Raw genomic sequence first — 24,155 nt, 5'->3', positions numbered from 1 at the left:
AAAGTTTTATGCAAGACTATTCCAGCATATTTTCAATAAAAATCCCATATCCCCTGGTGCTGTCCTGCACCAGGACATGGGTGACGGCTCCCACGAATTTCCCCTTTTGAATAATCGGTGCCCCACTCATCCCCTGGACAATACCGCCGGTCACCGATAGCAGCTCCGGATCCGTTACCCGAAGTTCAATTCCCCGATTCACATTGTCATGATCCAGATGGATCTCCGTAATCTCAATGTCATAATATCTTGTGGTTCCGTCCACAGTACACAAAATCTGTGCAGGTCCTTTCTCTATCTCCTGTTTTAATCCAATGGGCAAAGCTTCCTCCGTTCCGAGTGCCAGTGCCTTCTGATTGCATTTTCCGAATATCCCTCTGATACTGTTTCTCGTGATATCTCCCAGGATCCTGTCATCCGAATATACAATCATTCCCGTCATCTCTCCCGGCTGGCCCGCCGCCCCTTTTCGTATAGAAATAATCTCGGTCTGGTAGAGTGTGCCATCATTCATCTCCATCAATGTGCTGGTATCCACATCATTGATTCCATGTCCCAGTGCACCGAAATTCCCGTTTTCGTCAATATATGTCATGGTACCGACTCCCTGCGCATTATCCCTGACCCAGACACCGATCTTATACTTTCCCGTCCGATCCCTCTCCGGTTTTATTCTCACATCATAAGTCTCAGCATCCCTCCGGATGGTCAGGATCTGTTGTTCTCCACCGCAGTTCTCGATTCTCGTAATGAAGTCATCTTTTCCGGTGACTTCCGTACCGTTTAACTTTATTACATAATCACCGCTTTTCAAAATATTTTTTGCCGGAGATACTTTTCCCGCCCCTTGTGATGCGAACTCTCCGGTACCTACTACCAGTACACCTTCCGTTTTGACATAAATTCCTATCGGGACTCCCACCGGAATCAATTCCTGGTCTTCGATCACTCGTATGCCCACCTGTTTGAACGGCAGGATGCCGAACAATTTCACCTGCATCTGCAGATTGTCCGCATTTCCGGTCTTCAGCGTCAACGGACGGCTCAGATCTATCGTCACCGCACCATCGGGAATATTACTGTTTCCCTGCCTGCTGACATTAACTATTTCTCCCCTGGCAGGAATACTCAGTTCCAATGACTCCTCCGATTCCGCACGTACATGGATCACAGAAGGGATACTGCTGTCCACCAGATAATAACTGTAACCCATGAGCCCCAGACAGGCCAAAATGAGCACAGCACAAAGGCAGGCCCGGTAGAGGCGAAGTCTTCTTACTTTCTGTCTCCAGTGTTGTAAGATGACTACGGCCTCTTCCTCTGCCTGCCTTTTCACTTTTTCCGTCTCTGTGATCCATAGCTTCATACACATTCCCCCCACTGCATTTCTGTCATCTCTGTATAGGGTATAGTGTACGTCGCATTCTGTTTTTTAACCGAAGATCTCAGGATTACTGTCTTACATTTTTTTCCGGTCTATCCACATATCACCACGTTGCCGCTGTTTTTATATTCCTCCGGACAGGTGTCCGTAAGGATGGTACCGTTTTGGAACGAACCGAACGTCACGGAACTGATATTGCCGAATTTGGAATGATCTGCCAGAACAAACACCTCTCTGCATTGTCCCATGGCTGTCTTTTTCACCATAGCTTCATTCATATCCGGTGTGGTCAGTCCACTCTGCTTGCTGATCCCGTTCGTACCGAAGAAGCCTTTGGTAAAATGATAGTTCTGCAGAGTCATCAGCGCCTGGTTCCCCACCACAGCCTCCGTGGAGCCTTTTAATTCTCCGCCGATGAGATATACGCGGAATCCTGCTGCTGCCAGTGTCTTGGCATGCGCTACCGCATTGGTCACAAAGGTGGCACTTTTCTCTGTCAGATAAGAAAGCATACTTGCTGTGGTCGTACCTGCATCCAGATAGATAAAATCCTCCGGCCGGATCAGTGCTGCCGCCTTGGCAGCCACCAGCTGTTTGGCTTCCACATTGACTTCTGCCTTCTGTTCCACCGTGGGTTCATGTGTTATCACCGTCCGGTCACATGCCACAGCACCTCCAAAGACCTTTACCAGCTTCCCGGCATTATGCAATGCTGTGATGTCCCGGCGCACCGTGGATTCCGACGTATTTAACAGATCTTTTACCTCGGCCACCGTAATGCTGTTTTTTTCTTCCAATAATTTCAGAATGACCTCATAACGTTGTTCTGTCAGCATAAATTGTTATTTTCTCTTTCCTTTGTCACATCTGTCTCCAGTATGATCTTCCGCACGGGAAGAATACTTCCGGGAGACATAGATAATTCATCAACACCCATAGCCAGAAAGCGTCTGGTCAATGTCGTATCTGCACCCAGTTCTCCGCAGATACCTGCCCAGATTCCGGCCTTATGCGCATTTTCCACGACCATCTGTATCATACGCAGCACTGCGGGATGATGCGGATCATAGAAAGCATCCAGCTTGGGATTCTGCCTGTCGATCGCTAATGTATACTGCGTCAGGTCATTGGTTCCGATGCTGAAAAAGTCCACTTCCTTTGCCAGTTCTTCGCTCATCATGACAGCCGCCGGAGTCTCGATCATGATCCCCTGCTTCGGTTCACCGAAAGTAACTCCCTGTTCTGTCAGTTCCTGTCGGATCTCAGCCACGATTGTCTTGATCTTCCTTAGCTCATCTACACTGATGATCATGGGATACATAATGGAAATATTGCCAAAGGCGCTGGCGCGGAACAGTGCCCGCAGCTGTGTCTTGAAGATTTCCGGTCTGGTCAGACAGATACGGATAGCCCGACAACCCATAGCCGGATTTTCCTCCGGTTCCATTTCAAAGTAATCGCATTTTTTATCCGCACCGATATCCAGTGTACGAATGATCACAGGTTTGCCTGCCATAGTCTCCGCTACCGTACGATAGATCTGAAACTGCTCTTCTTCGGTAGGGAACGTATCTCTCTCCAGGTAAATAAACTCGCTGCGGAACAGACCGATACCTCCGGCATCATTCTGCAATACTGCCGCCAGATCCTTGCTGTTACCTATATTAGCATAGAGCATGATCTTCTTACCATCAATAGTGATATTTTCTCTTCCCTTCAGGGTCTGGAGCAATTCCTTCTTCTCCTGTTCCTCCAGCTTTAACTGTTGCATTCTGCCCAGGGTATCTTCATCGGGATCCACATAAATACACCCGTTTTTTCCGTCTACAATACCGACTTTTCCGTCGATATCATCTGTCAGAGGAATTGCGGTACCGATCAGTGCCGGGATGCTCATGGTCCTGGCCAGTATTGCCGTGTGGGAATTGACGGAACCGTGTACCGTCACGAAGGACAACACCAGATCTTTGTTCAGCTGTACTGTCTCAGAAGGAGCCAGGTCGTCTGCAACGATGATCACCGGTTCCCCGGATGCGGCAATCCCGGTGGCCCGGCCTCCGAGCACGCTTAACACGCGCTCGGAAATATCCTTGACATCCGCAGATCTCGCTCTCATATAGTCGTCATCCATGGCAGAGAACATCTGTGCAAAATTGTCACCGGTGGAAGCTACCGCATACTCTGCATTCACCTGCTGCATGCGGATGATATTTTCTACCGACTCGTTATAGTCATCATCTTCCAGCATCATCTGATGGATTTCGAAAATAGCGGCATTGGCTTCCCCGACCTCCTTCAGAGCCTTCTGATACAAACCCTGCAGCTGCTCCATGGCTGTCTGTTTCGCCTGTCTGTAGCGTAAGATCTCCTGTTCGGAGTCCTCGATCCTGACACGTTTTACCTGCTGCTCGTCTTTTTTATGAACACTGATTCTGCCGATAGCGATTCCGCCAAATACGCTTTTACCCTGGTAGACTTCCATGACTCTTTTCCTCTCCTGACGATTATGCTTCCTCTATTTTAGAGATTTGCTTTTACAAATTCCGTTACTGCTGCGTATGCTGCTTCCTCATCCTCACCGTCGAAGGTCAGAGTGATCTCATTGCCGGCTTTGACAGCCAGACCCATGATACCGAAGATACGCTTGCAATCTCCGCTCTTGCCATCCTTGGTCAGAGTGATATTAGCGGCAAATTCCTTGGCTGCCTTTACCAGTTCCCCTGCGGGGCGGGCATGAATGCCTTCAGGATCTGTGATAACATATTTGAATTCTTTCATTGTCTTTTTCTCCTTTTATTTTCCTATGACTAAGCATTAAGCAACTTTTTTCTTCAATACACCAAGCAGTAATGCGGATACGACCGTGCCTGCCGCCAGTGCTACCAGATACATCAGTGCATTTCCCACTACAGGGAATACAAAGATTCCGCCGTGAGGAGCCATCAGTGTGCAGTGGAATGCCATGGACAGTGCACCTGCCAGTGCAGAACCGATGATGCAGGAAGGAAGGACATGCAGAGGATCGGACGCTGCGAAAGGAATGGCACCTTCCGTGATGAATGCCAGACCCATGATGAAGTTGGTAGGACCTGCATCTCGCTCTTCCTTGGTGAATTTATTCTTAAATAACAGGGTTGCCAGTGCAATGGCACAGGGCGGAGTCATTCCTCCGATCATAACTGCTGCCATGATATCATAATTGCCTGCCGCAATTGCTGCGGTTCCGAATACATATGCTGCCTTGTTGAAAGGGCCACCCATGTCAATCGCCATCATGCCGCCCAGGATCAGACCCAGTACAACCCGGCTGGAATCACCCATTCCGCTTAAGAAATTATTCAATCCGGTATTGATACCGCCCATGATCGGCTCCACCACAAAGTTCATGGCAAGTCCCATGATCAAAATACCCACTACCGGATAGATCAATACAGGCGCCAGTTTTTCAACAGCATCCGGAAGTTTGTCACAGATCTTACGGAGTCCTACGATCAGGTAGCCTGCCAGGAAGCCTGCCACCAGTGCTCCTAAAAATCCGGACTTACCGTTTGCCGCCAGCATACCGCCTACGAATCCGAGAGCCAGCGCCGGTCTGTCGCCGATAGCCATACCGATGAAGCCCGCCAGTACCGGAAGCATCAGACCGAATGCCACGCCGCCGATGTTTTTAAACATAGCTGCTATGGGAGTGATCGTACCGAAATTACTTCTCTGATCTGCGGGAAGTGCATTGATGTCAACATTCAGTCCATCGATCAGGAATGCGATCGCGATCAGGATACCTCCGCCTACTACAAAAGGAAGCATATGGGATACACCGTTCATCAGCTGTGTGTAAATCTTATGAGCCACACTTTCTTTGCCGGCGACTGCAGTCTTTACCGCTCCGCTCTCACCGTGAAAGATTTCCACCTCACCGCTGATGGCCTGTTGTACCAGCCGATCCGCCTTGCTGATGCCGTCAGACACCTGACAACTGATCACTTTCTTACCGTCAAAGCGATCCATGGGAACTTTTGCGTCTGCCGCTACGATGATGCAGTCCGCTGCGGCGATTTCTTCCGCAGTCAGTACATTTTTCGCACCTGCGGAACCTCTAGTCTCGATCTTGATCTGGCAGTCTGCTGCTTTTGCTGCCTTCTCCAGCGCTTCCGCTGCCATATAAGTGTGCGCGATTCCGGTCGGGCAGGAAGTCACTGCCAGGAGCTTAAAGCTCTTTTTCTCTTCGGTGGTAATGCCGGTATCACTTAATCTGTCGTCAATGCTCTTGGCACTCTCATCTGCTGCATCGATGATCTGTAAAAATTCCTCTACGCTTTTGGCATTTCTTAAAGATGTGGTAAAATTCTCATCCATCAGCATAACGGACAATTTGCTCAGTACATCCAGATGTACATTATCCTTGGTATTGGGTGCAGCGATCAGGAAAAGCAATGTCACCGGTTCGCCGTCCAAGGAATCATAATCCACACCGTTTTTAATTACCATGGCTGCCAGTCCGGGAGTCTTCACTGCATCACATTTGCCGTGAGGGATTGCAATGCCTTCGCCGATTCCCGTGGTGCTCTCTTCCTCTCTTGCATAGACCTGTGCACGGTACTGCTCCACATCCATAAGCTTTCCGCTCTTCGCCATCAGTTCCACTGCCATATCCAGTGTTGCCTTTTTGTCAGCAGGCGCTGCATCCAGGGAAATACTTCTTTTGTCCAATAAATCCGTAATTCTCATATTGTAACCCTTCCTCTCTTTTTTATTGTTTCTCTTTTATTGTTTCTTTTTATTATTTTGTTATGATTTTACCTGTTTCAATACCTGCATAACTTCATCTTTGGTAGCCAGATTCTCGGAAAAAGCGCTGGCGCTTCCCGCGGCGATTCCCATGCAGAAAGCATGTGCGTATTCCTTCTCTTCCAGCCATCCGGTGAGGAATCCCGCTACCATGGAATCTCCGGCACCGACACCATTGACCAGCTTTCCTTTCGGAGCCGGAGCCTCCAGGCATTGACCGTCCGCTGCGATCAGTACCGCTCCTTCTCCCGCCATGGAGATCAAAACATTCTGTGCTCCCATGTCCCGGAGCTTTTTCCCATAAGGGACCACTTCCTCTCTGGTAGAAAGCTTCACGCCGAAGATATCCCCCAGTTCATGGTTGTTGGGTTTTACCAGAAAAGGATGATACGGCAATACCTTTACAAGCAGGTCTCTGGTGGCATCCACTACGGTGAGAACACCTCTTCCCTGAATTCTCTCCAGAATTCTCTGATAAATATCATCCGGCATCGAATAGGGAATACTTCCTGCCAGTACCAGGACATCTCCTTCCTGTAATCTGTCAATTTTTTCCATCAGCTGTTCCAGCGCTTCCGCATCGATATCCGGTCCACAGCCATTGATCTCTGTACCGTCAATACTTTTCAGTTTCAGATTGATTCTGGTCATTCCGTGATTGATTTTGATGAAATCGGCATTCACTCCAAATTCAGTCAATCTTCGGATCAATTCTTCTCCGGTGAATCCCGCCGCATATCCCAGCGCTGTGGAATCCAGACCCAGATTCTTCAGCACAATGGATACGTTGATTCCCTTTCCTCCCGGAAGAATCAGCTCTGATGAAGTTCTGTTGGTCATTCCCAGCTGAAAGTCATCCACGGATACGATATAATCCAGTGACGGATTGAATGTCACAGTACAAATCATTTCCATTCCTCCTGTCTGTTACCTTTCGTGTTCTTATGATGTTATTATATGCTCATATTCAGTCAAATTCAATCAATTTAATTCACAAATTTGATGATTTATTTTGGTTGAATTTGCACAAAGAAAAGGATGAAGTCATCCTTCATCCTTTTGATCTCGCTTCCACTATAGCATTCCCTTACCTGGTTTCTTTAAACATACCGGCCTGCTCTTTCATTTCTTTGGCATTGGAAAGTGCCGCCTCCGTCAGTGCATCGCTGCCAAGAAGTCTTGCCAGTTCCGCCAGGCTTTCTTCCGCCGACACTTTATGAATATCCGTGATGGTCATATCATCCGTACTGCTCTTCTCAATCACAAAATGTACATCTGCCATGGCAGCGATCTGGGGCAGATGGGTAATACAGATGACCTGATGGGCTCCGGATAAAACGCTCAGCTGTTCCGCTACTTTCCATGCAGTTCTTCCGCTGATACCGGTATCGATCTCGTCGAAGATCAGAGTATCGATTTCATCCCGCCCTGCCAGCACTGTTTTGATAGCGAGCATAATACGGGACAATTCACCGCCGCTTGCCACCTGACTTAAGGGCTTCAGACTCTCTCCGGGATTGGTGGAGATCAGGAATTCCACATCGTCATATCCTTTTGCCGTAATGGTCTGACCGGGTCTGACCGCAATATCAAATTCCACTGTCAGAAAATTCAGACCGATCAGCGCATCCTTTAACTTTTGCGTCAATACGGTTGCATTTTTACGACGGATACCGGACAGTTCCTCACAGGCCTTCTCCAGCAGCTTCTGTTTTTCCGTCCACTCGGCATTCAGTTTCTGCATATAAGTATCATAATCCGCCAGTTTTTCCAGATACGCTTCTTTTTCCTCTTTGTATTTGAGTATCTCTTCGATCGTATTGCCGTACTTTCCTTTGAGATGATTGATGGTATTCAGCCGTTCCTCGGTGCTCCTGAAATCCTCTTCGTCAAATTCCAGATCCGACATATATTCCGACACATCATGATTGTAATCCGATAACAGACTTTCCACCTCTGCCAGCTGCTCTTCCATCTGTTCCAGCGCAGGATCATACATAGTCACGTTGCGAAGTGCCCTCAGTGCCCTGCTTAAGGAATTCCCCGCACCGTCTTCTGCATCATTGCCGCTGAGACGATAACTCTCTGCCAGGCTTTCCGCAATTTTACGGCTGTTGGACATTTTGCGGTATGCCTGTTCCAGCTCCTCATCCTCACCGGGCTGCAGCCCGGCATCTGCGATCTCCTTCTGTTCGAATTCCGCCAGGGACTGTTCTCTGCCTCTGGAAGCATCATCCAGTGTCTCTGCGGATATTCTCTTCTCTAAAGCGGCACATTCATGATACAATGCGCCCACCTGCTCTGCGCACTTTGCGAATTCCGCTCCGGCATAAGCATCCAGAATCTCCATATGCTTTTTCTTATGGAGCAGCGACTGGTGTTCATGCTGTCCGTGAATGTCGATCAGCAATTCCGAAAGCTCTTTGATCTGCTTTGCCGTTACGGTCTCGCCATTAATACGGCAGATGCTCTTCCCCGAGGACAGTTTTCTGCTTAAGATCACTGTTCCGTCCTCCGAAGGTTCCAGATCCATACTTTTCAATTTTTCTGCCAGTCTGGGTTCCTCGCAATCGAAGACCAGTTCTACCAGGCCGCTCTCTTCTCCCCGCCTGAGCATATCCTTCTCGAACTTTCCTCCCAGTGCCAGATTCACCGAGCCGATCAGCAATGACTTTCCGGCACCGGTCTCTCCCGTCAGTATATTCAGTCCTTCTCCGAACTCTACCTCTGTCTCCCGGATGAGAGCCAGATTTTTCACGTGTAAGCTGCGAAGCATGTATTTCCCCCTGTCTATCTTACTATCATCAAATGAATTTTATCCATAAGGATCTGGGTATCCTCCACCGTTCTCACTGCGACCATAATGGTATCATCTCCTGCGATGCACCCAACCACTTCGGAGAATTTCAGTGCATCCAGGGCAGCCGCCACAGCCATAGCCATGCCGGACACGGTTTTGATCACCAGGATGTTCTGTGCCATATCCATGGAGATAAAGCCATCCCGCAGCACACGGATATATTTGTCTCCCATATGACTGTCATCCTGCTTCAGAATGACATATTTCTGTTTTCCTCCTCCGGTGGGAACTTTGGACAATTTCAATTCGCGAATGTCCCTGGAGACTGTTGCCTGGGTCACCGCAAATCCGGCTTCCTTCAGATAGCCGGCCAGTTCCTCCTGTGTCTCCACGTCTTTTTTTTCTATGATCTCCACGATCTTGCGATGTCTGGTCTTCTTCATCTTAACCCCATGCCTTTCTTACGACAATTCGTCAGGAATCTCTCATTTTACGGTGCAGCACATCCAGAAAACTCACCTGGTTCAGCTGTACAAATTCCGTGATCTTCTCTGACTGCACGATACGTATATGATCACCGGTACACATAGTGACCTTATGGCTGCCATCGTAATTGGCTTCCACAGTCTGACTTTTACCCTCTCTGCCTCCCGGGATCTCTATAACGATCTCATCCTCCGGTGACAATATGATGCTTCTCTGGTTCAGGCTATGGGGGCAGATCGGTGTCAGAGTGATCAGCTTCGCCTTGGGCTCTACCAATGGTCCTCCCGCCGACAGATTGTATCCTGTGGATCCCGTTGGGGTGGTCACGATCATACCATCTGCCTTATAATGATTTAGCAGCTGTCCGTTGACATAGATATTAAATTCAATGATCTGTAAAGTGCCGCTTCGGGAGATGACAATGTCATTCAGTGCCCAGCCCTCCGACACGGTGCCGTCCGCACAGCAGACCTTGCCGTTCAACATCATCCGGCGTTCCTTTTTATAATCATCCCGGATCAGGCGTTCCAGCGCTTCCTCCAGTCCGGACAGTTCGATCTCCGTCATGTAACCAACCGTTCCCAGATTCACTCCGATGATGGGCACCAGGATTTTTTTCGTCTCTCTGGCTGCCTGCAGTACGGTTCCGTCACCGCCCAGAACGATCATACAATCCACATCCAGAGGAATACCCGTTGCTTCCTCCTCCGCAGCATCTGTCTCTTCTTTCCAGTCAGACTCCTTGACCTTTAGCTTCACGGTACAGCCCTTCGATTCCAAATAGTCCCGGATCCGCTTCGTGGTCGCAAGTTCCTGATCTTTATGTTTATTGGTATATATCAGAAAATGCTTCATCGTTTCCTGCACTCCTTGTCTGTTACAGTGTATGAGAGTTATCTACGATTCCTTTGATCAGGGCATCCCACTCCGGTGTATAAGACAATCCGGTCTTTTCCTCCACGATGGTCTGCAATGCACTCTCCGCTTCATGCTCGTTCAATGCCAGCTTTTCCTCCGTAATCTCTTCCGGCTTACGGATATGCAGCAGATATTCAATGTTTCCCTCCGGCCCCTTGATGGGGGAATACTCCAGATGCAGTACCTCGAATCCGATGCTGTCCGCATAATCGATGATCTTACGGATCACTTCTTCATGGATCTGAGGTTCTCTGACCACGCCGTTTTTACCGACCTTGCCCCTGCCCGCTTCGAACTGTGGCTTGATCAGACATACCATCTGACCCCCAGCCTTTAACAGGTTTCTCGCCGGAATCAATATTTTGGTCAGCGAGATGAAAGACACATCCACGCTGGCGAAATCCAGGGCATCCGGAATATCCTCCGGGGTCACATAACGGAAATTCGTCTGCTCCATGCACACCACACGTTCGTCATTCCGGAGTTTCCAGGCTAACTGTCCCTGTCCCACATCTACAGAGTAAACCTTCGTGGCACCGTTCTGCAGCATACAGTCTGTGAATCCGCCGGTAGACGCTCCGATATCCATGCAGATCATGCCATCCAGTAAAAAGCCCCACTGCTCCATTGCCTTTTCCAGCTTCAGTCCACCACGGCTTACGTATTTCATGGTATGATCCCGGACTTCCAGTTTGATCTTGCTGACATCGAAGCCGGTACCTGCCTTGTCTTCCTTTTGTCCGTTGACATAGACATTACCGGACATTATGATTGCCTTCGCCTTTTCTCTGGAAGGGGCATATCCCTGCTCTACCAGAATCACATCCAGTCGTTCTTTCATATACATCTCCTATTGCTATAACTCTTATAACTTTTCCAGTATTTTCTCTGTAATGCTTACTGCATCCAGTCCGATCTCTTTTTTCAAAAGATCAACATTTCCGTGCTCCACATAAGCATCCGGAATTCCCGCCATAACACACTTGATCTGCCTGTCATGATCATTCAGGCATGTCAGCACCTTTTCCCCGAAGCCTCCGCTTAACACATTTTCCTCCATGGTCACGATCATGTCATGATCCTCACAGGCAGACAACACCGCTTCCTCATCAATGGGTTTGATGAATCTGGCATTGATAATACTTGCCCGATAACCCTTTTCATGCAGCAGTGCCTGTACTTCTTCCGCAGTCTTCACCATACTGCCTACGGCGAACAGTGCAATGCCGCCCTCTCTCACGATCCACTCCGCCTTCCCCAGTTCAATGGGTGCACGGTATTCAGCAAGGCCCGCATAAGCGGTACCTCTGGGATAGCGCACCGCAATGGGTGCTTCCAGTGCCACTGCGAATTTCATCATATCCGACAGCTCCCACTTGTTTTTCGGTGCACAGATGTGCATATTGGGAATACCGGACAGATACGTATAATCGAAAATTCCCTGATGTGTCTCTCCGTCACTGCCTACCAGGCCGGCACGGTCTATGGCAAATACCACCGGCAGATTCTGAATGCATACATCATGAAGGATCTGGTCATATGCTCTCTGTAAAAAAGAAGAATATACCGCAACGATCGGCTTCATGCCGCCTGCCGCCAATCCGGCCGCAAACGTAACCGCATGCTCCTCCGCAATACCAACATCGAAAAAACGGTCGGGATACATATTCCGGAAGCGCTTCAGTCCGGTACCGTCCGGCATGGCTGCCGTAATGGCCACCACCCGTTCATCCCGCTGCCCCAGCTTGCACATTACCGTAGAAAATACATCTGTATAATTCGCTACTGTCCGGGGGTGGGACGGGATTCCGGTCTCAATATCAAAAGGTTCTGCCCCATGAAATCTGGCAGGGTGTTTCTCCGCCGGCCCGTACCCCTTGCCCTTCTGGGTCATTACATGGATCAGTACGGCACCCTTGACTCTCTTGGCCTCTTCGATGACCTTGATCAGTCCCTCGATATCATGTCCATCCACAGGGCCTAAATAAGTCACTCCCATGTCCTCAAAAAACATACCGGGGATCACCAGCTGCTTAAAACTGCTCTTGGCACGACGCAGGCGATTTACGATACCGTCTCCGCCCGGCTTACTCTTCAGGGCATTATAGATTCCTTCCTTCAGATCGAGATAGCCGGTTGCTGTACGGATATTATTCAGATATTTGGACACACCACCTACATTTTCGGAGATGGACATATTGTTATCATTGAGGATAACGATAAAATTGGTCTCCAGCTTTGCAGCATTATTCAATGCTTCGTATGCCATGCCTCCGGTAAGGGATCCGTCACCGATCACAGATACAATGGTCGTCTTCTCCCCTTTGAGATCTCTGGCTTTTACCAGTCCCAGTCCTGCCGATATGGAAGTCGAGCTGTGTCCGGTATCAAATGCATCATAACTGCTTTCTTTTCGTTTTGGGAACCCACTCATGCCATGAAACTGGCGTAAGACATCGAAGCCGTCCTTGCGGCCCGTTAAAATTTTATGAGTATAAGACTGATGACCGACATCCCAGATGATTTTGTCTTCCGGAAGATTCAGAGCCAAGTGAAGTGCCATGGTCAGTTCCACAGCCCCCAGGTTGGATCCCAGATGTCCTCCGGTCACACTGATCTTCTGAATCAGGAACTGCCGGATCTCCTCCGCCAGTTCCCCGTAGTCCGATTTATCTATCTTTTTAATATCATTTGCTTTTTCGATTTTATCCAGTAACATTCGCTTTTCCTCTGCTATTTTGTTCTGTGGACCAGATGCAGCAACAGTTCCTTCAGGAATTCATGTTCTCCCGAGAAACCATCCAAAACCGCTACCGCTTCCCCGGTAAGCCGTTCCACTTCCCTGCTGGATTCCTCCAGTCCGTGTAATGTCACATAGGTCTGCTTATGATTCTGTGCATCGCTGCCGGTGGCTTTGCCAAGCTCCCTGCTGTCTCCTATCACATCCAGAATATCGTCCTGGATCTGAAATGCGATGCCGACATTGTAGGCACACAGCTCCAGAGCTGCGATCTCCTCGTCCGTGGCTCCTGCCAGTGTGGCACCGATGGTCATTGCTGACTGGATCAGGGCTGCCGTTTTGTTGGCATGAATGAACAGGATCTGCTCTGTAGTCAGGGGTGTGGTCTGTTCCTCAGCCTCAATATCTGCATTCTGTCCGCCGATCATGCCGTAGATCCCCGCCTTACGGGCTAAAATATTCAGTGCCGCAGCTACTCTCGGATAATTCTCATCCACCGTTTTTCCCGCGGCGTATGCCGGAAAAGCGCGGAATGCAGTCTCAAAGGCATAGTTGAGCAGTCCGTCACCCGCTAACACTCCCATACCGTCGCCATATACAGACCAGGTGGTCTTGCGTCCTCTACGATATTCATCATTGTCCATGGCCGGAAGATCATCATGCACCAGCGAATAAGTATGGATCATCTCAATGGCTGCCATGAAAGGCTCTATGATATCATCCTCACCACCCAACATCCGGTATGTTTCCTGCATCAGCATGGGGCGCAGGCGCTTTCCGCCTGCCATGAGACTGTAATTCATGGCTTCAATGACCGTCTTCTGATATCCTTCCTCTGCCGGAAGATATTGTTTCAAAAGATCCTCTATTGCTGTCGTTCTCTTCTGTAATTCCTGTCTGAATATCGTTTCTTCCATGTCAATGCCGTCCTTCCTCTTCCTGCCGGTATATTTACTGCGGATCCAGAGGTTCCAGTCCGCCTTCTTCATTCAGTTTCATAACCTGTTTTTCCACCCGGTCGATCTGTTCATTGCATTGCTTCAGGACATTCATTCCCTTACTGTATGCCGTAAACGCATCCTCCAGAGAGATATCCTCTGCTTCCAGCTGTTCGATCAGCTCCTCCAGTTCGGAAAAATTTTCTTCCAGACTGCGTTGTTCCTGTTCTTCTGCTTTCTTTTTTCCTGCCAAAATTAATACCTCCGTCCATGGTCCTCTTCCCTGGATCACACGGTGAATCTGTCTCCCTGCTGCACCTGTTCCACTTTGGTGTCGATCACGCCATCACTTACCCGGATCCGCAGGCTGTCGCCTTCATGCACCTGCGTCACGGAACGGATATTTTTCCCATCCGTAGCTTCCACATACGAGAAACCACTGTTCAACTTCTCTAACGGCGAGACTGCCTTCATTCGTTCAATATAAAGTGCCAGGGTGTGTCTGCGGTCCCGCAGGATCGTCTGCATCCGGTTCTCTAACCGTTCTTCCAGCTGTATGCTGTAAGTCCGCTTCTCACGGATGCGGTTGGCCGGGCTTAAATATTTCAAGCGCATCTCCCGCTGTTCTGCCTGCTGTCTCTTACGCTGCAGCACCCTGTCCATCTGCCGGTACAGCCTCTCCTGTCCGCTCAGGATCTCCTGATCGATATCGCTTGCTGCCGTCACCGCCAGTTCTGCAGCTGCGGACGGTGTCGGTGCCCGCAGATCCGCAACGTAGTCAATGATCGTGGTATCTGTTTCATGTCCTACCGCGGAAATGATGGGAACCGAACAGTCAAAGACTGCCTGTGCCACCATTCTCTCATTAAATGCCCACAGATCCTCGATCGATCCGCCGCCGCGTCCCACGATCATGACATCCACGCCCTGTCTCTCCAGTGCACGGATTCCGTTCACGATCGACGGAGCCGCAGAAGCTCCCTGTACCAGTGCCGGATACAGAATGATCTGTACATAAGGATTACGCCTGGTGGCGATCTGTATGATATCCCGCACCGCCGCACCAGTATCCGCCGTCACCACACCAAGGGTGTGAATGTATTTGGGGATCGGCTGCTTATATTCCGGAGCGAACATGCCCTCTTCCGCCAGTTCCTGTTTTAAGTGTTCGTATTTTTCATACAGGGCACCGGCACCGTCTAAGGTTATTTCCTTCACATACAGCTGATATCTGCCGTCCCGCTCAAAAACGCTCACCGAGCCTTTCGCGATCACCTGCTGCCCTTCCGTCAGACGGAAAGCAAGTCCTCTGCGGTCTCCCGCGAACATAATACAGTTCAGGGCACTTGCAGAATCCTTTAACGTAAAATAAATATGTCCAGAGGGATGGTATTTACAGTTGCTTACCTCACCTTTTACAAACACCGTCTGTAAAAAGTAATCCTGCGTGAACATATTTTTGATATAAGTATTCAGTTGTCGTACGCTGACTACATTTTGTATTCTACTCACCGGACTTCATAATCTTGGCAAGGATCGCATTGACGAATCCGCCGGAGCTCTCCTGACCGTATTTTTTGGCGATCTCCACCGCCTCGTTGATCGCTACCCCGTCCGGGATATCGTCATCATAACGCAGCTCATACGCACCCAGACGTAACACTGCGAGTTCTACCTTTCCCACACGGGTGGTATCCCAGCCTTCGGTATTCTCATTCAACAGTTTATCCAGTTCCGGGATCTTGTCCTTAATCTTCTCGAAACGGGCTGCAATGGCATCCGCATCCTGCCAGGAAGGAACTTCCTCATTATTCTCGCGGAACAATGCAAGCTGTTCCGGCATATCTTCCGGTGAATGAAACTCCACACGGAATAAAAGCTTAAAAACCTGTTCTCTCTGCTCGTGTCTTCCCATAATATCTTCCTGTAATTCCTCTTATTTGTCCTTCTTCATGTTCACACCGGCAATACGGATGTTCACATCAGAGCAGGTCAGTCCCGTCATATTCTCAATGGCGTTTTTCACCTTCTGCTGTACTGCCTGACAGGTTGCGGGAATATTGTATCCGTATTCCATGGTCACTGCCAGATCTACCGTTACGTTCTTGTCCTGAACCTCTACTTTTACGCCCTTGGTCAGATTCTTCACACCGACTTTGCTCATCAGTTCGTTGGTAATGTTGCCGGCCATTGCGCTGACGCCATCCACCTCGGTCGTTGCCAGAGATGCGATCATAGCCACTACATCATCTGCGATCTGTACGGTACCGATGCTTTCATCTTCTTTTAATACCAGGTTCTTTTTATCTATTTCTCTTTCCATGATATATGTTCCTCCTGATTATCTGTAAATCTATGAAAAACTATTTGTATCTATTCTACCAAAGATTCATTCATTTGTCACCCAAAAAGTCAAGGATAATTGTTTCCCGTTCTGTGCATAGGAGATCGTACTGTTGCTGTCCGGAATGTAAGAGAATATCTCCTGTTCATCGATCAACACCCGGCAGATTTCACGGTAACAGGTCTCATCCGCACATTTCAGCGTAATATCCGTTCTGCCCATTTCTCTGGCTGCATCAAAGATCCTCTGCAGCTGTTCCCTGTTATATTCCGTAAAATAATTGCCCTCACGGACATAATAATTGGCCTCCATAGCCGTACATTCCGGCATGGCCACCACGCCCTCGATCCGGTGCGTACGCAGAATATCCTCCGTTGTGACACACAGATAATCATAATTGATCTCCGACAATCCCTCCTGTTCGCTGCCATCCTCCATGCGATAGGAAGCATCTCCCCAGGTGGTATCCACATAATAATAATCTCCGTCCACCCTGACCAGATTCCAGGCATGCGCCTCTCCGGTATCCACGGTTCCCTGCACCAGCGTACACATAACTCCCAGATGGTTCAACAGATATTGCGTCGCTTTGGCATATCCCTGGCAGACAGACGCTCCTTCCAGGAATACGGAGCAGATATTCTGGTTGTCCGGGGCATTCAGATCATAGTCCGTCGCAAAAATGATCTGCTCGTACACTGCCTTTACTTTTTCATACTCGCTTTTGTCCTCACCGATTCCACGTATCCAGTCCGCCGTTATTTTCCGGATCTGTTCCGCCCGGACTATTGCTTCCTCTTCCGTCAGTTCATAGCTTCCTGCGAAATCAATTCCAACCGTTTTTTCTCCTCTGGAATATTTCGTATAGGTATATCCTGTGGCATAAAAAATCTCCGGATGATCGATCATCACACACTGGAAGATTTTATCGATGTCCTGCTCATCCAGTCCCTGTTCCAGGGGATCCGTGGACAGTTTGACCGTGCCTTCCATCTCTCCCAGTGCCTGTTCGATCTCCAGATACCAGATCTGTTCCGGAGCTTCCAGACTCTCATATGCAAAACGAGAGCCTCCCTCCTCCAGGAGGGAAAAGCTCTCTGTATTTTCGGTTTCTGCGGACGTTGGATCCTCTTCCTGCATGGGCAGACTATCGATCTGTTCCTCGGGCAATACGATGGTCTGCGGCACTTCCGACAGAATCCCCTGTGAAGAGCACCCTGTCAGAAGAACTGTCATGAGAATTCCGGCAAATATTTTTTTCATCTCCCGCATTCTGTTCCCCCTACACACTTTACTGTTTTCTGATCAATTCCTGCCGAACTCTGTCAGTACCAGCCCCTTATTGCGATCCAGGGTCATACCGATACTCCAGGAATTCACAAACAGAAGCAAAGGATTGCCTTTCATATCTTTGACCTTCTTCATATCTGAGGTACCGGACAGCTTGGCCAGATCGATCTCGTCCTTATTCTCGATCCAGCGGATATGCTCATAAGGCAGATTCTCCAGACGGATCTCCACATTATATTCGTTCTCCAGGCGGTATTTCAAGACATCAAACTGCAGCACGCCGACTACACCTACGATGATCTCTTCCAGACCGGTATTGAACTCCTGGAAGATCTGAATGGCACCTTCCTGCGCGATCTGTTCCACACCCTTGACGAACTGTTTTCTCTTCATGGTATCCACCTGACGTACTCTGGCAAAATGCTCCGGTGCGAAAGTGGGAATTCCTTCGTACTGGAACTTTTCCTTGGGCATACACAGGGTATCACCGATGGAGAAGATACCGGGATCGAACACACCGATAATATCTCCGGCATAGGCCTCGTTTAAGATTTTTCGCTCATCCGCCATAATCTGCTGGGGCTGGGACAGACGCATGACTTTATTGCCCTGTACATGACGTACCTCCATGTTGGCATCAAACTTGCCGGAACAGATACGCATGAATGCAATACGGTCTCTGTGAGCCTTGTTCATATTAGCCTGAATCTTGAATACAAAGGCACTGAACTCATGCTCCGTGGGATTGATCAGACCAATGTCTGCCTTTCTCGGCAGCGGAGTGGTGGTCATCTTCAGAAAATGTTTCAGGAATATCTCCACACCGAAATTCGTCAGTGCGGAACCAAAGCATACCGGAGTCAGATTACCTTTCTGTACCTCATCCAGGTCAAACTCCGCGCTGGCACCGTCCAACAGTTCCACCTCTCCCAACAGCTTGTCCGCCGCATCTTCTCCGATGAGTTCTTTCAAATGTTCCTCATCCTGTATGGGGATCTCCGTGGAAGTTCCCTCTTTCGTACCCTTCTCCGTATCGGAGTAAGCGATCACACACTTTTTCTCACGGTCGTATACGCCCTGGAATCCCTTGCCGGAACCGATGGGCCAGTTGATCGGACAGGTAGCGATTCCCAGTTCCTTCTCAATATCGTCTAACAGCTCAAAGGTATCCCTTGCCTCACGGTCCATCTTGTTGATGAACGTAAAAATAGGAATCTTGCGCATAACGCAGACCTTGAACAGCTTTCTCGTCTGTGCCTCGACACCCTTGGATGCATCGATGACCATGACTGCGGAGTCCGCCGCCATAAGGGTACGATAAGTATCCTCCGAGAAATCCTGATGTCCCGGGGTATCCAGAATATTAATACAATAGCCGTCATACTCAAACTGCAATACGGAAGAAGTGACAGAGATACCTCTGTCCTTCTCGATCTGCATCCAGTCGGACACAGCATGTCTTGCGGTTGCCTTACCTTTTACACTACCCGCCAGGTTAATGGCTCCTCCGTAGAGCAGGAACTTTTCTGTCAGGGTCGTCTTTCCGGCATCCGGGTGAGAGATAATGGCAAAGGTCCGGCGACGATTGATCTCTTCTGTATAATTACTCACTATGATAGTCCTCCAAATATATCAAAAATCTATTTTTGCAGATTTGATAATCTGCTTTCTATGATGGATCTGCCTTTAATACAGAGTTTCCTTCAAATTCCGGTTGGATCCCGAAATAGTCCAGTACCGTCGCACCAATATCGGAAAAAGCAGGCCGGGTTCCGCGATTGCCGGGAACCACCGGTGCTCCGTACATGAGAAACGGTGTGTACTCTCTGGTATGATCCGTAGTCTTCGTATAGGCGGGATCGCAGCCGTGATCCGCCGTGATCATCAGAATATCCTCCGGTCTCATATGTGCCTGGATCTCCGGCAGCTTCTCATCAAAATATGCCAGTGCCTTCGCATAACCGTCCACATCTCTTCTATGACCGTAGAGCATGTCATAATCCACCAGGTTAATAAAACACAGTCCTTCAAAATCCTTATCCAGATATTCCAGTGTCCGCTGAATTCCCTCTGCATTGCCGGAAGTATAGACATGCTCGGTAATCCCCTTGCCCACGAAAATATCCTGGATTTTGCCTACTGCAATGACATCCTTTCCTGCAGCCTTCAGCTGATCCAGCATGGTAACTGCGGGCGGCAGCAGAGAGAAATCATGTCTCCTGGGAGTACGGGTGTAATGTCCGCTCTCACCTGCAAAAGGTCTGGCAATGACACGACCCACGCCGTGTTCTCCCTGTAATATCTGTCTGGCAATACGACAATAATCGTATAACTGTTCCACAGGAACCACATCCTCATGTGCAGCGATCTGAAATACGCTGTCTGCCGAAGTATATACGATCAGCTTGCCGGTGCGTACGTGTTCATCCCCATAATCCGCAATGACCTGGGTGCCGGAATAAGGTTTATTACACAGAATATCTCTTCCGGTGCGAAGCCGGAACTCTTCCAGAACCTCCTCAGGGAAACCATTGGGATACGTAGGCAGAGGCTTTGGCGAATAGATACCGGCAATCTCCCAGTGTCCTATGGTCGTATCCTTTCCTCTCGAACGTTCCGTCATACGGGCATAAGCCGCTGTGGGATGTTCGGTTTTCTCTCCCACACTCACACCATCGATCTGAAATAATCCCATATCCCGCATATGTTCCATATGGAAATACGGACTTTTGGATACACTTCTTAGCGTATTTACATTGATATCGCCGTAAGCTTCGGCATCCGGCATTTCACCGATACCGAAGCTGTCCAGTACAATTAAAAAGACTCTCTTCATCATTTTTCCTTTTTCTTTTCCGGGTTATTATGATACCTTCCAGATTGTTCCGTGCTTCGCACTCTCTCAATCTGAACCACATTCACAATCCGCTCATTTTCTTTGAAAATGGCTACTTGCTCATGTGGTACGGGTTCCTAATCCTAAAAGTCTCCTGCAAGCAAGCTTGCGTAGACTTTTGGCTTGTAACCCTTGGTATCATAACATAAATTCTTTCCTATGTACACAAAAATATCACTGTACAATGGTGCTGATAACAATATTTTCCGCCGCAATATCCGTCTTTCTTTTTACAATATCTTCAATCTGCGCTCTCTGTGCATCGGACAGTTCCGCTGCATTGATCACCACATCCACGGCATCCCCGTTGATGCTGACCACGGCTTCCTGAAATCCTTTTGCCTGCAGAAGCACTTCTGCTGCCGCTTCTTTTTCCGCAATATCCGTCATGCGCACCATGCTGTCCACCGCCTCCTGTTTCTGCGCATCACTCAGTTCCGTACTATTAATGATCTCCAGCAGTGTCTCCTTGTTGCGGGCTCTGGTCTGTTCCTTGGAAAGTCTGGCAGCAGACAGCACTTCCACACCACTTGTTCCGGTCAGCACTGCTTCCCCGGGAATCTCTCCTTCCTCCGGTGTTGCTTCCGCCACCTGCATATCTTCCTCCAGATAATCCTCCATTACAATATCCATATCGGAATCCAGACTTTCCATATCGGTAACGATATCCGTGGAGTCCACCGCACTTAATGTATCCGCATCATCCGCCGCCAGATACTCCTTTTCCAGGTTGGTCCCCGCAAACTGCAGATAACCTGCAATGGCTATCATAATGGCAAGTGCGGTAATCATAAGCTGATTTTTCTTGATTAAGTTTTTCACTGCGTTCCCCTTTTCCAAAGGCCTGTATCTGCCTTCTTGATTTTATACTCTATTGTATGTACCCCTTTCGCCGGATATGTTTCCCGCTCTTTATTTTTCCAACACCTTGATCCTGTGCGCTTCCACTCCGAACAGTGCCTGAATGATCTGCGTGATCTCACCGGCCATATTGCCCTTCCCCGCGCCTTCCGCTACGACCAGTACCCCCTCCACTTTCGGTGTAATGGTCTTTACGACAAAAGGATCCCCTCCCGTATCCTCCCGATATATCGTCCGGTACTCTGTGTTAGAGGTATTTACCGTCCTGGCTCCTCCGGCAGCATCCTGTTCCTCGGTATTGGACCGTTCTGCCGTCATATCTTTTTCCACGATCTTCTCCTCCGAAGATTCCAGTGTGACCATGACCTCGACCTCCCCCAGTCCCCGTACCGCTTCCAGCATCTTTTTTAACTTTTCTTCAAGATATGCCGCATATTCTTCCGTACTGCCGGCGGTCACTGTCTGTGTGGATGCCGTTAGCTCTTCCAGCATCGCCGCTGCATTTTCCTTCTCCTGCCCCTTTCCGCTGTCTTCCTTTTTTACCGGCAGTGCAATGACGAACAACAGGACTCCCAGCAGGACCAGCAGCAACAGATTATCTCTGCTAAACCATTTTTTTCCCAATAATTTTTCCATCATTTCCCGTCCTCTTTCTACCGGATTTTTATTTCTGCTTCCTCTATTTCCGGGATTTCCACCCGGATCTCCACCGGGTCCGAAGCGTCCGGAGGTTCCGTTTCTTCCGTTACTTCCGCCACAGTATCTGTGACCGCCTGTATCTCATCTTCTGTCTGTTCTGCCTGCACAGCCGCCTGTTCCAATACGGTCCGGATTTCCTCTGCGAACTCCGCTGCCTGCACATCGGCGCCTGCGATTTCATCCCCTCCCAGCACCGTCAAAAGCGGCTGCAATAACTGGATCAGAAGCATGACCGACAACAAAAGTTTTAAATATTTTTCATAGGACTCTCTGGGTCTGAAATGTATCAATGTCTGCGCACAGATCAGGAAAATCCCCACTTGTCCGATCACATGATATAACCACTGCATTTTTTATATCCCCCTGCTGCCGATCGCCAGAAGCGCCAGTGTGACCATAAACAACAGCAGCGCCGTTCCCACGGTACGGAACAAAAGCATCATGGCATTTCCCATACGATCCGTGCAATTGGTAATTCTTTTATCACTGACGATTCCCATAAATGCCGTGGCACATTTGATAAATCCTGCCGTGAACAAAATCTGTAATAAGGGAACCGCACACCCTGCCACCAGCAGTAACAGTAACAATACTCCTACACTATTCCGGATCACAACTGCCGATCCCAGCGCCAGCTCCAGAACCCCATCCGCAGCATTTCCGATCCCCGGCAGTACCGAGACAGCCTTCTCCACTGCGGAATTTTTCAAGGAATCCACCACCGGTGTGATCAGCGACTGGAACAGACTGATTCCTGTGACCACACCCAGGGAAGCCTTCAGGATCCATCCGATCAGCTTTTCCAGTAAATCCGCCAAAAGTGCCAGTTTTTCCTCTACCCAGATTCCGTTGATCATCGTCAGCAGACAATAGCTGTAAATCAGTGGGAGCACCACTCCCAGAAGAATTTTCTCCGTGCCGTAGATCAACAATAGCATAAGCTGGTACCCGGCTCCCACCGTAACCGGTCCCGAAGCCACGCCTACGGTCAACAGAAAGGTCGGCACCATCAGCCGGACAAAAAGTACTATATTCTCCACCGTTTCTCTGGCCGTTTCCAATACTCCCGAAAAACATTGCAGAAGAATCACACCCATTAACAGATAGATAAAATAAAAACTCAAATCGGCGATCTGGTGTTTATCAAATACTTCCACAAAATGAATCAGCAATGCCGACAGAATCCCCAGTACAATCAACCAGATCAATATATTTCTGATACCGGTGGCGGAATTGCTCATTTCCCGTATGACTTCTTTCAACAGACACCCCACCGCCCCCAGAATATCTCCCTGCAGGATCTGTGTCATCAGATCTGTCACAGAGATTCGAAAAGTCGGGAACAGCTTCTGCATTCCCTTTTCCAATTCCTCTATCCCATATTCCTGCCACATCGTATCCATCTGTCTCCGCGCTCCTACATCATACTGTAGATCTGCCGGATCACCGACAGGAGGATCGGCAGGCCCGCAAACAGCACCGACAGTTTTCCCAGGATTTCAAGCTGATCCGAGACAGACGAGAATCCGGCATCCTTGCAGATACCGGCACTGAATTCACACAGATAAGTAATCCCCACCACCTTCATCAGAATCCCAAGGTATCCCTTAGAATCTCCGAGATATTGCTGCAATCCTCGAAACTCTTCCAACAAACTTCCCGCCATCCGGCACACAAAAGAAAATACCAGAATACTCAGTGCGAAACCGATCAGTAATGCATATTCCGGTCTCTGCTGCCTGAATTGAATAGCAAACAATACTCCGGCAATTCCCAACAATGCGATTTTGATGATCTCTGCCATTTTTCCTCCTAAAACGAGAACAGGGTCTGCACGGTATCGAACAGATCATAAATATAAGGAACAATCCAGCTGAGGACCAGAATCAGTCCCGCCAGACTTATCAGAAAAGCGTGTTCCTCCCTGCCGCTGTGTTTCAGGACCTGACTGAGTATCGTCACCAGGATCCCTACCGCTGCTATTTTAAAGATCAGTCCTATTTCCATCTTT

The 24,155-nt window shown here is 49.0% G+C and carries 25 protein-coding genes; all 25 read right to left on the bottom strand.

The features are described from left to right. Positions 1 to 16: 16 nt before the first annotated feature. Entirely contained in the window at positions 17 to 1,366 is a 1,350-nt protein-coding gene (spoIVB, locus tag H9Q77_RS06720) for a SpoIVB peptidase (protein ID WP_249326948.1), read from the bottom strand. A 110-nt stretch (positions 1,367 to 1,476) separates the two neighbouring features. After that, a complete protein-coding gene (locus tag H9Q77_RS06715) occupies positions 1,477 to 2,220 on the bottom strand; it encodes a DeoR/GlpR family DNA-binding transcription regulator (protein WP_022152993.1) in 744 nt (247 codons plus the stop codon). Then, entirely contained in the window at positions 2,214 to 3,866 is a 1,653-nt protein-coding gene (gene ptsP / locus H9Q77_RS06710; protein WP_249326947.1) for a phosphoenolpyruvate--protein phosphotransferase, read from the bottom strand. Before ptsP ends, H9Q77_RS06715 begins: the two co-directional genes overlap by 7 nt. Positions 3,867 to 3,904: 38 nt before the next feature. Then, positions 3,905 to 4,162, bottom strand: a complete 258-nt coding sequence (locus H9Q77_RS06705) for an HPr family phosphocarrier protein (RefSeq protein ID WP_022152995.1) — start codon at positions 4,160 to 4,162, stop codon at positions 3,905 to 3,907. A 36-nt stretch (positions 4,163 to 4,198) separates the two neighbouring features. Further along, positions 4,199 to 6,112 carry a PTS fructose transporter subunit IIABC gene (locus H9Q77_RS06700; RefSeq protein WP_249326945.1) on the bottom strand — a complete coding sequence of 638 codons (1,914 nt, stop codon included), beginning with the start codon at positions 6,110 to 6,112 and terminating at the stop codon, positions 4,199 to 4,201. A gap of 60 nt (positions 6,113 to 6,172) precedes the next feature. Then, positions 6,173 to 7,081, bottom strand: a complete 909-nt coding sequence (gene pfkB / locus H9Q77_RS06695; RefSeq protein ID WP_154497201.1) for a 1-phosphofructokinase — start codon at positions 7,079 to 7,081, stop codon at positions 6,173 to 6,175. A 178-nt stretch (positions 7,082 to 7,259) separates the two neighbouring features. Next, complete coding sequence (gene recN / locus H9Q77_RS06690; RefSeq protein ID WP_249326943.1) at positions 7,260 to 8,948, bottom strand: DNA repair protein RecN; 1,689 nt, start codon at positions 8,946 to 8,948, stop codon at positions 7,260 to 7,262. Between the two features lie 14 nt (positions 8,949 to 8,962). After that, positions 8,963 to 9,415, bottom strand: a complete 453-nt coding sequence (gene argR, locus H9Q77_RS06685) for an arginine repressor (RefSeq protein ID WP_118547013.1) — start codon at positions 9,413 to 9,415, stop codon at positions 8,963 to 8,965. Positions 9,416 to 9,446: 31 nt separating this feature from the next. Continuing rightward, entirely contained in the window at positions 9,447 to 10,313 is an 867-nt protein-coding gene (locus tag H9Q77_RS06680; protein WP_249326941.1) for an NAD(+)/NADH kinase, read from the bottom strand. A gap of 22 nt (positions 10,314 to 10,335) precedes the next feature. After that, positions 10,336 to 11,217: a TlyA family RNA methyltransferase gene (locus tag H9Q77_RS06675; RefSeq protein WP_249326940.1), complete on the bottom strand. Its 882-nt coding sequence runs from the start codon at positions 11,215 to 11,217 to the stop codon at positions 10,336 to 10,338. A gap of 24 nt (positions 11,218 to 11,241) precedes the next feature. Next, on the bottom strand, positions 11,242 to 13,095 hold the full coding sequence (gene dxs, locus H9Q77_RS06670; protein WP_118551228.1) for a 1-deoxy-D-xylulose-5-phosphate synthase: 1,854 nt from the start codon (positions 13,093 to 13,095) through the stop codon (positions 11,242 to 11,244). A 14-nt stretch (positions 13,096 to 13,109) separates the two neighbouring features. Continuing rightward, the gene (locus tag H9Q77_RS06665) at positions 13,110 to 14,033 is read right to left on the bottom strand and encodes a polyprenyl synthetase family protein (RefSeq protein WP_249327139.1); all 924 of its coding nucleotides are present in this window, start codon (positions 14,031 to 14,033) and stop codon (positions 13,110 to 13,112) included. A gap of 34 nt (positions 14,034 to 14,067) precedes the next feature. Continuing rightward, positions 14,068 to 14,307, bottom strand: a complete 240-nt coding sequence (gene xseB, locus H9Q77_RS06660; RefSeq protein ID WP_022153004.1) for an exodeoxyribonuclease VII small subunit — start codon at positions 14,305 to 14,307, stop codon at positions 14,068 to 14,070. A gap of 35 nt (positions 14,308 to 14,342) precedes the next feature. Beyond that, complete coding sequence (gene xseA, locus H9Q77_RS06655) at positions 14,343 to 15,557, bottom strand: exodeoxyribonuclease VII large subunit (RefSeq protein ID WP_249327138.1); 1,215 nt, start codon at positions 15,555 to 15,557, stop codon at positions 14,343 to 14,345. A 1-nt stretch (position 15,558) separates the two neighbouring features. After that, positions 15,559 to 15,969, bottom strand: coding sequence for a transcription antitermination factor NusB (nusB, locus tag H9Q77_RS06650; protein ID WP_022153006.1), 411 nt, complete (start codon positions 15,967 to 15,969; stop codon positions 15,559 to 15,561). A gap of 21 nt (positions 15,970 to 15,990) precedes the next feature. Beyond that, on the bottom strand, positions 15,991 to 16,377 hold the full coding sequence (locus H9Q77_RS06645; RefSeq protein ID WP_022153007.1) for an Asp23/Gls24 family envelope stress response protein: 387 nt from the start codon (positions 16,375 to 16,377) through the stop codon (positions 15,991 to 15,993). 66 nt (positions 16,378 to 16,443) lie between these two features. Further along, positions 16,444 to 17,670, bottom strand: coding sequence for a transglutaminase domain-containing protein (locus tag H9Q77_RS06640; protein ID WP_249326938.1), 1,227 nt, complete (start codon positions 17,668 to 17,670; stop codon positions 16,444 to 16,446). Between the two features lie 33 nt (positions 17,671 to 17,703). Continuing rightward, entirely contained in the window at positions 17,704 to 19,299 is a 1,596-nt protein-coding gene (locus H9Q77_RS06635) for a peptide chain release factor 3 (protein WP_022153009.1), read from the bottom strand. A gap of 58 nt (positions 19,300 to 19,357) precedes the next feature. Then, positions 19,358 to 20,524: a phosphopentomutase gene (locus H9Q77_RS06630; RefSeq protein WP_249327137.1), complete on the bottom strand. Its 1,167-nt coding sequence runs from the start codon at positions 20,522 to 20,524 to the stop codon at positions 19,358 to 19,360. A gap of 234 nt (positions 20,525 to 20,758) precedes the next feature. After that, positions 20,759 to 21,406 carry a SpoIIIAH-like family protein gene (locus tag H9Q77_RS06625; RefSeq protein ID WP_118547025.1) on the bottom strand — a complete coding sequence of 216 codons (648 nt, stop codon included), beginning with the start codon at positions 21,404 to 21,406 and terminating at the stop codon, positions 20,759 to 20,761. Between the two features lie 90 nt (positions 21,407 to 21,496). Then, a complete protein-coding gene (locus H9Q77_RS06620; RefSeq protein ID WP_118551231.1) occupies positions 21,497 to 22,084 on the bottom strand; it encodes a stage III sporulation protein AG in 588 nt (195 codons plus the stop codon). A gap of 14 nt (positions 22,085 to 22,098) precedes the next feature. Then, positions 22,099 to 22,494: a stage III sporulation protein AF gene (locus H9Q77_RS06615; protein WP_249326936.1), complete on the bottom strand. Its 396-nt coding sequence runs from the start codon at positions 22,492 to 22,494 to the stop codon at positions 22,099 to 22,101. Between the two features lie 3 nt (positions 22,495 to 22,497). Next, positions 22,498 to 23,547: a stage III sporulation protein AE gene (locus H9Q77_RS06610; protein ID WP_022153014.1), complete on the bottom strand. Its 1,050-nt coding sequence runs from the start codon at positions 23,545 to 23,547 to the stop codon at positions 22,498 to 22,500. Positions 23,548 to 23,561: 14 nt separating this feature from the next. Continuing rightward, positions 23,562 to 23,948, bottom strand: coding sequence for a SpoIIIAC/SpoIIIAD family protein (locus H9Q77_RS06605; protein WP_118551234.1), 387 nt, complete (start codon positions 23,946 to 23,948; stop codon positions 23,562 to 23,564). Between the two features lie 8 nt (positions 23,949 to 23,956). Next, a complete protein-coding gene (spoIIIAC, locus tag H9Q77_RS06600; RefSeq protein ID WP_022153016.1) occupies positions 23,957 to 24,151 on the bottom strand; it encodes a stage III sporulation protein AC in 195 nt (64 codons plus the stop codon). Positions 24,152 to 24,155 lie beyond the last annotated feature (4 nt).

The sequence above is a fragment of the Simiaoa sunii genome, from assembly GCF_014337175.1.
In the GTDB taxonomy this organism is placed as follows: Bacteria; Bacillota; Clostridia; order Lachnospirales; family Lachnospiraceae; genus Acetatifactor; species Acetatifactor intestinalis.
The sequence above is the reverse complement of the archived record's forward strand: the minus strand, read 5'-3'. Positions and strand labels throughout refer to the sequence as shown.

Bases quoted from the DNA above. Each gene is read 5' to 3' on its own strand.
- spoIVB (WP_249326948.1), bottom strand. From the start codon at position 1,366: ATGAAGCTATGGATCACAGAGACGGAAAAAGTGAAAAGGCAGGCAGAG.
- H9Q77_RS06715 (WP_022152993.1), bottom strand. From the start codon at position 2,220: ATGCTGACAGAACAACGTTATGAGGTCATTCTGAAATTATTGGAAGAA.
- ptsP (WP_249326947.1), bottom strand. From the start codon at position 3,866: ATGGAAGTCTACCAGGGTAAAAGCGTATTTGGCGGAATCGCTATCGGC.
- H9Q77_RS06705 (WP_022152995.1), bottom strand. From the start codon at position 4,162: ATGAAAGAATTCAAATATGTTATCACAGATCCTGAAGGCATTCATGCC.
- H9Q77_RS06700 (WP_249326945.1), bottom strand. From the start codon at position 6,112: ATGAGAATTACGGATTTATTGGACAAAAGAAGTATTTCCCTGGATGCA.
- pfkB (WP_154497201.1), bottom strand. From the start codon at position 7,081: ATGATTTGTACTGTGACATTCAATCCGTCACTGGATTATATCGTATCC.
- recN (WP_249326943.1), bottom strand. From the start codon at position 8,948: ATGCTTCGCAGCTTACACGTGAAAAATCTGGCTCTCATCCGGGAGACA.
- argR (WP_118547013.1), bottom strand. From the start codon at position 9,415: ATGAAGAAGACCAGACATCGCAAGATCGTGGAGATCATAGAAAAAAAA.
- H9Q77_RS06680 (WP_249326941.1), bottom strand. From the start codon at position 10,313: ATGAAGCATTTTCTGATATATACCAATAAACATAAAGATCAGGAACTT.
- H9Q77_RS06675 (WP_249326940.1), bottom strand. From the start codon at position 11,217: ATGAAAGAACGACTGGATGTGATTCTGGTAGAGCAGGGATATGCCCCT.
- dxs (WP_118551228.1), bottom strand. From the start codon at position 13,095: ATGTTACTGGATAAAATCGAAAAAGCAAATGATATTAAAAAGATAGAT.
- H9Q77_RS06665 (WP_249327139.1), bottom strand. From the start codon at position 14,033: ATGGAAGAAACGATATTCAGACAGGAATTACAGAAGAGAACGACAGCA.
- nusB (WP_022153006.1), bottom strand. From the start codon at position 15,969: ATGGGAAGACACGAGCAGAGAGAACAGGTTTTTAAGCTTTTATTCCGT.
- H9Q77_RS06645 (WP_022153007.1), bottom strand. From the start codon at position 16,377: ATGGAAAGAGAAATAGATAAAAAGAACCTGGTATTAAAAGAAGATGAA.
- H9Q77_RS06640 (WP_249326938.1), bottom strand. From the start codon at position 17,670: ATGCGGGAGATGAAAAAAATATTTGCCGGAATTCTCATGACAGTTCTT.
- H9Q77_RS06630 (WP_249327137.1), bottom strand. From the start codon at position 20,524: ATGAAGAGAGTCTTTTTAATTGTACTGGACAGCTTCGGTATCGGTGAA.
- H9Q77_RS06620 (WP_118551231.1), bottom strand. From the start codon at position 22,084: ATGATGGAAAAATTATTGGGAAAAAAATGGTTTAGCAGAGATAATCTG.
- H9Q77_RS06615 (WP_249326936.1), bottom strand. From the start codon at position 22,494: ATGCAGTGGTTATATCATGTGATCGGACAAGTGGGGATTTTCCTGATC.
- H9Q77_RS06610 (WP_022153014.1), bottom strand. From the start codon at position 23,547: ATGGATACGATGTGGCAGGAATATGGGATAGAGGAATTGGAAAAGGGA.
- H9Q77_RS06605 (WP_118551234.1), bottom strand. From the start codon at position 23,948: ATGGCAGAGATCATCAAAATCGCATTGTTGGGAATTGCCGGAGTATTG.
- spoIIIAC (WP_022153016.1), bottom strand. From the start codon at position 24,151: ATGGAAATAGGACTGATCTTTAAAATAGCAGCGGTAGGGATCCTGGTG.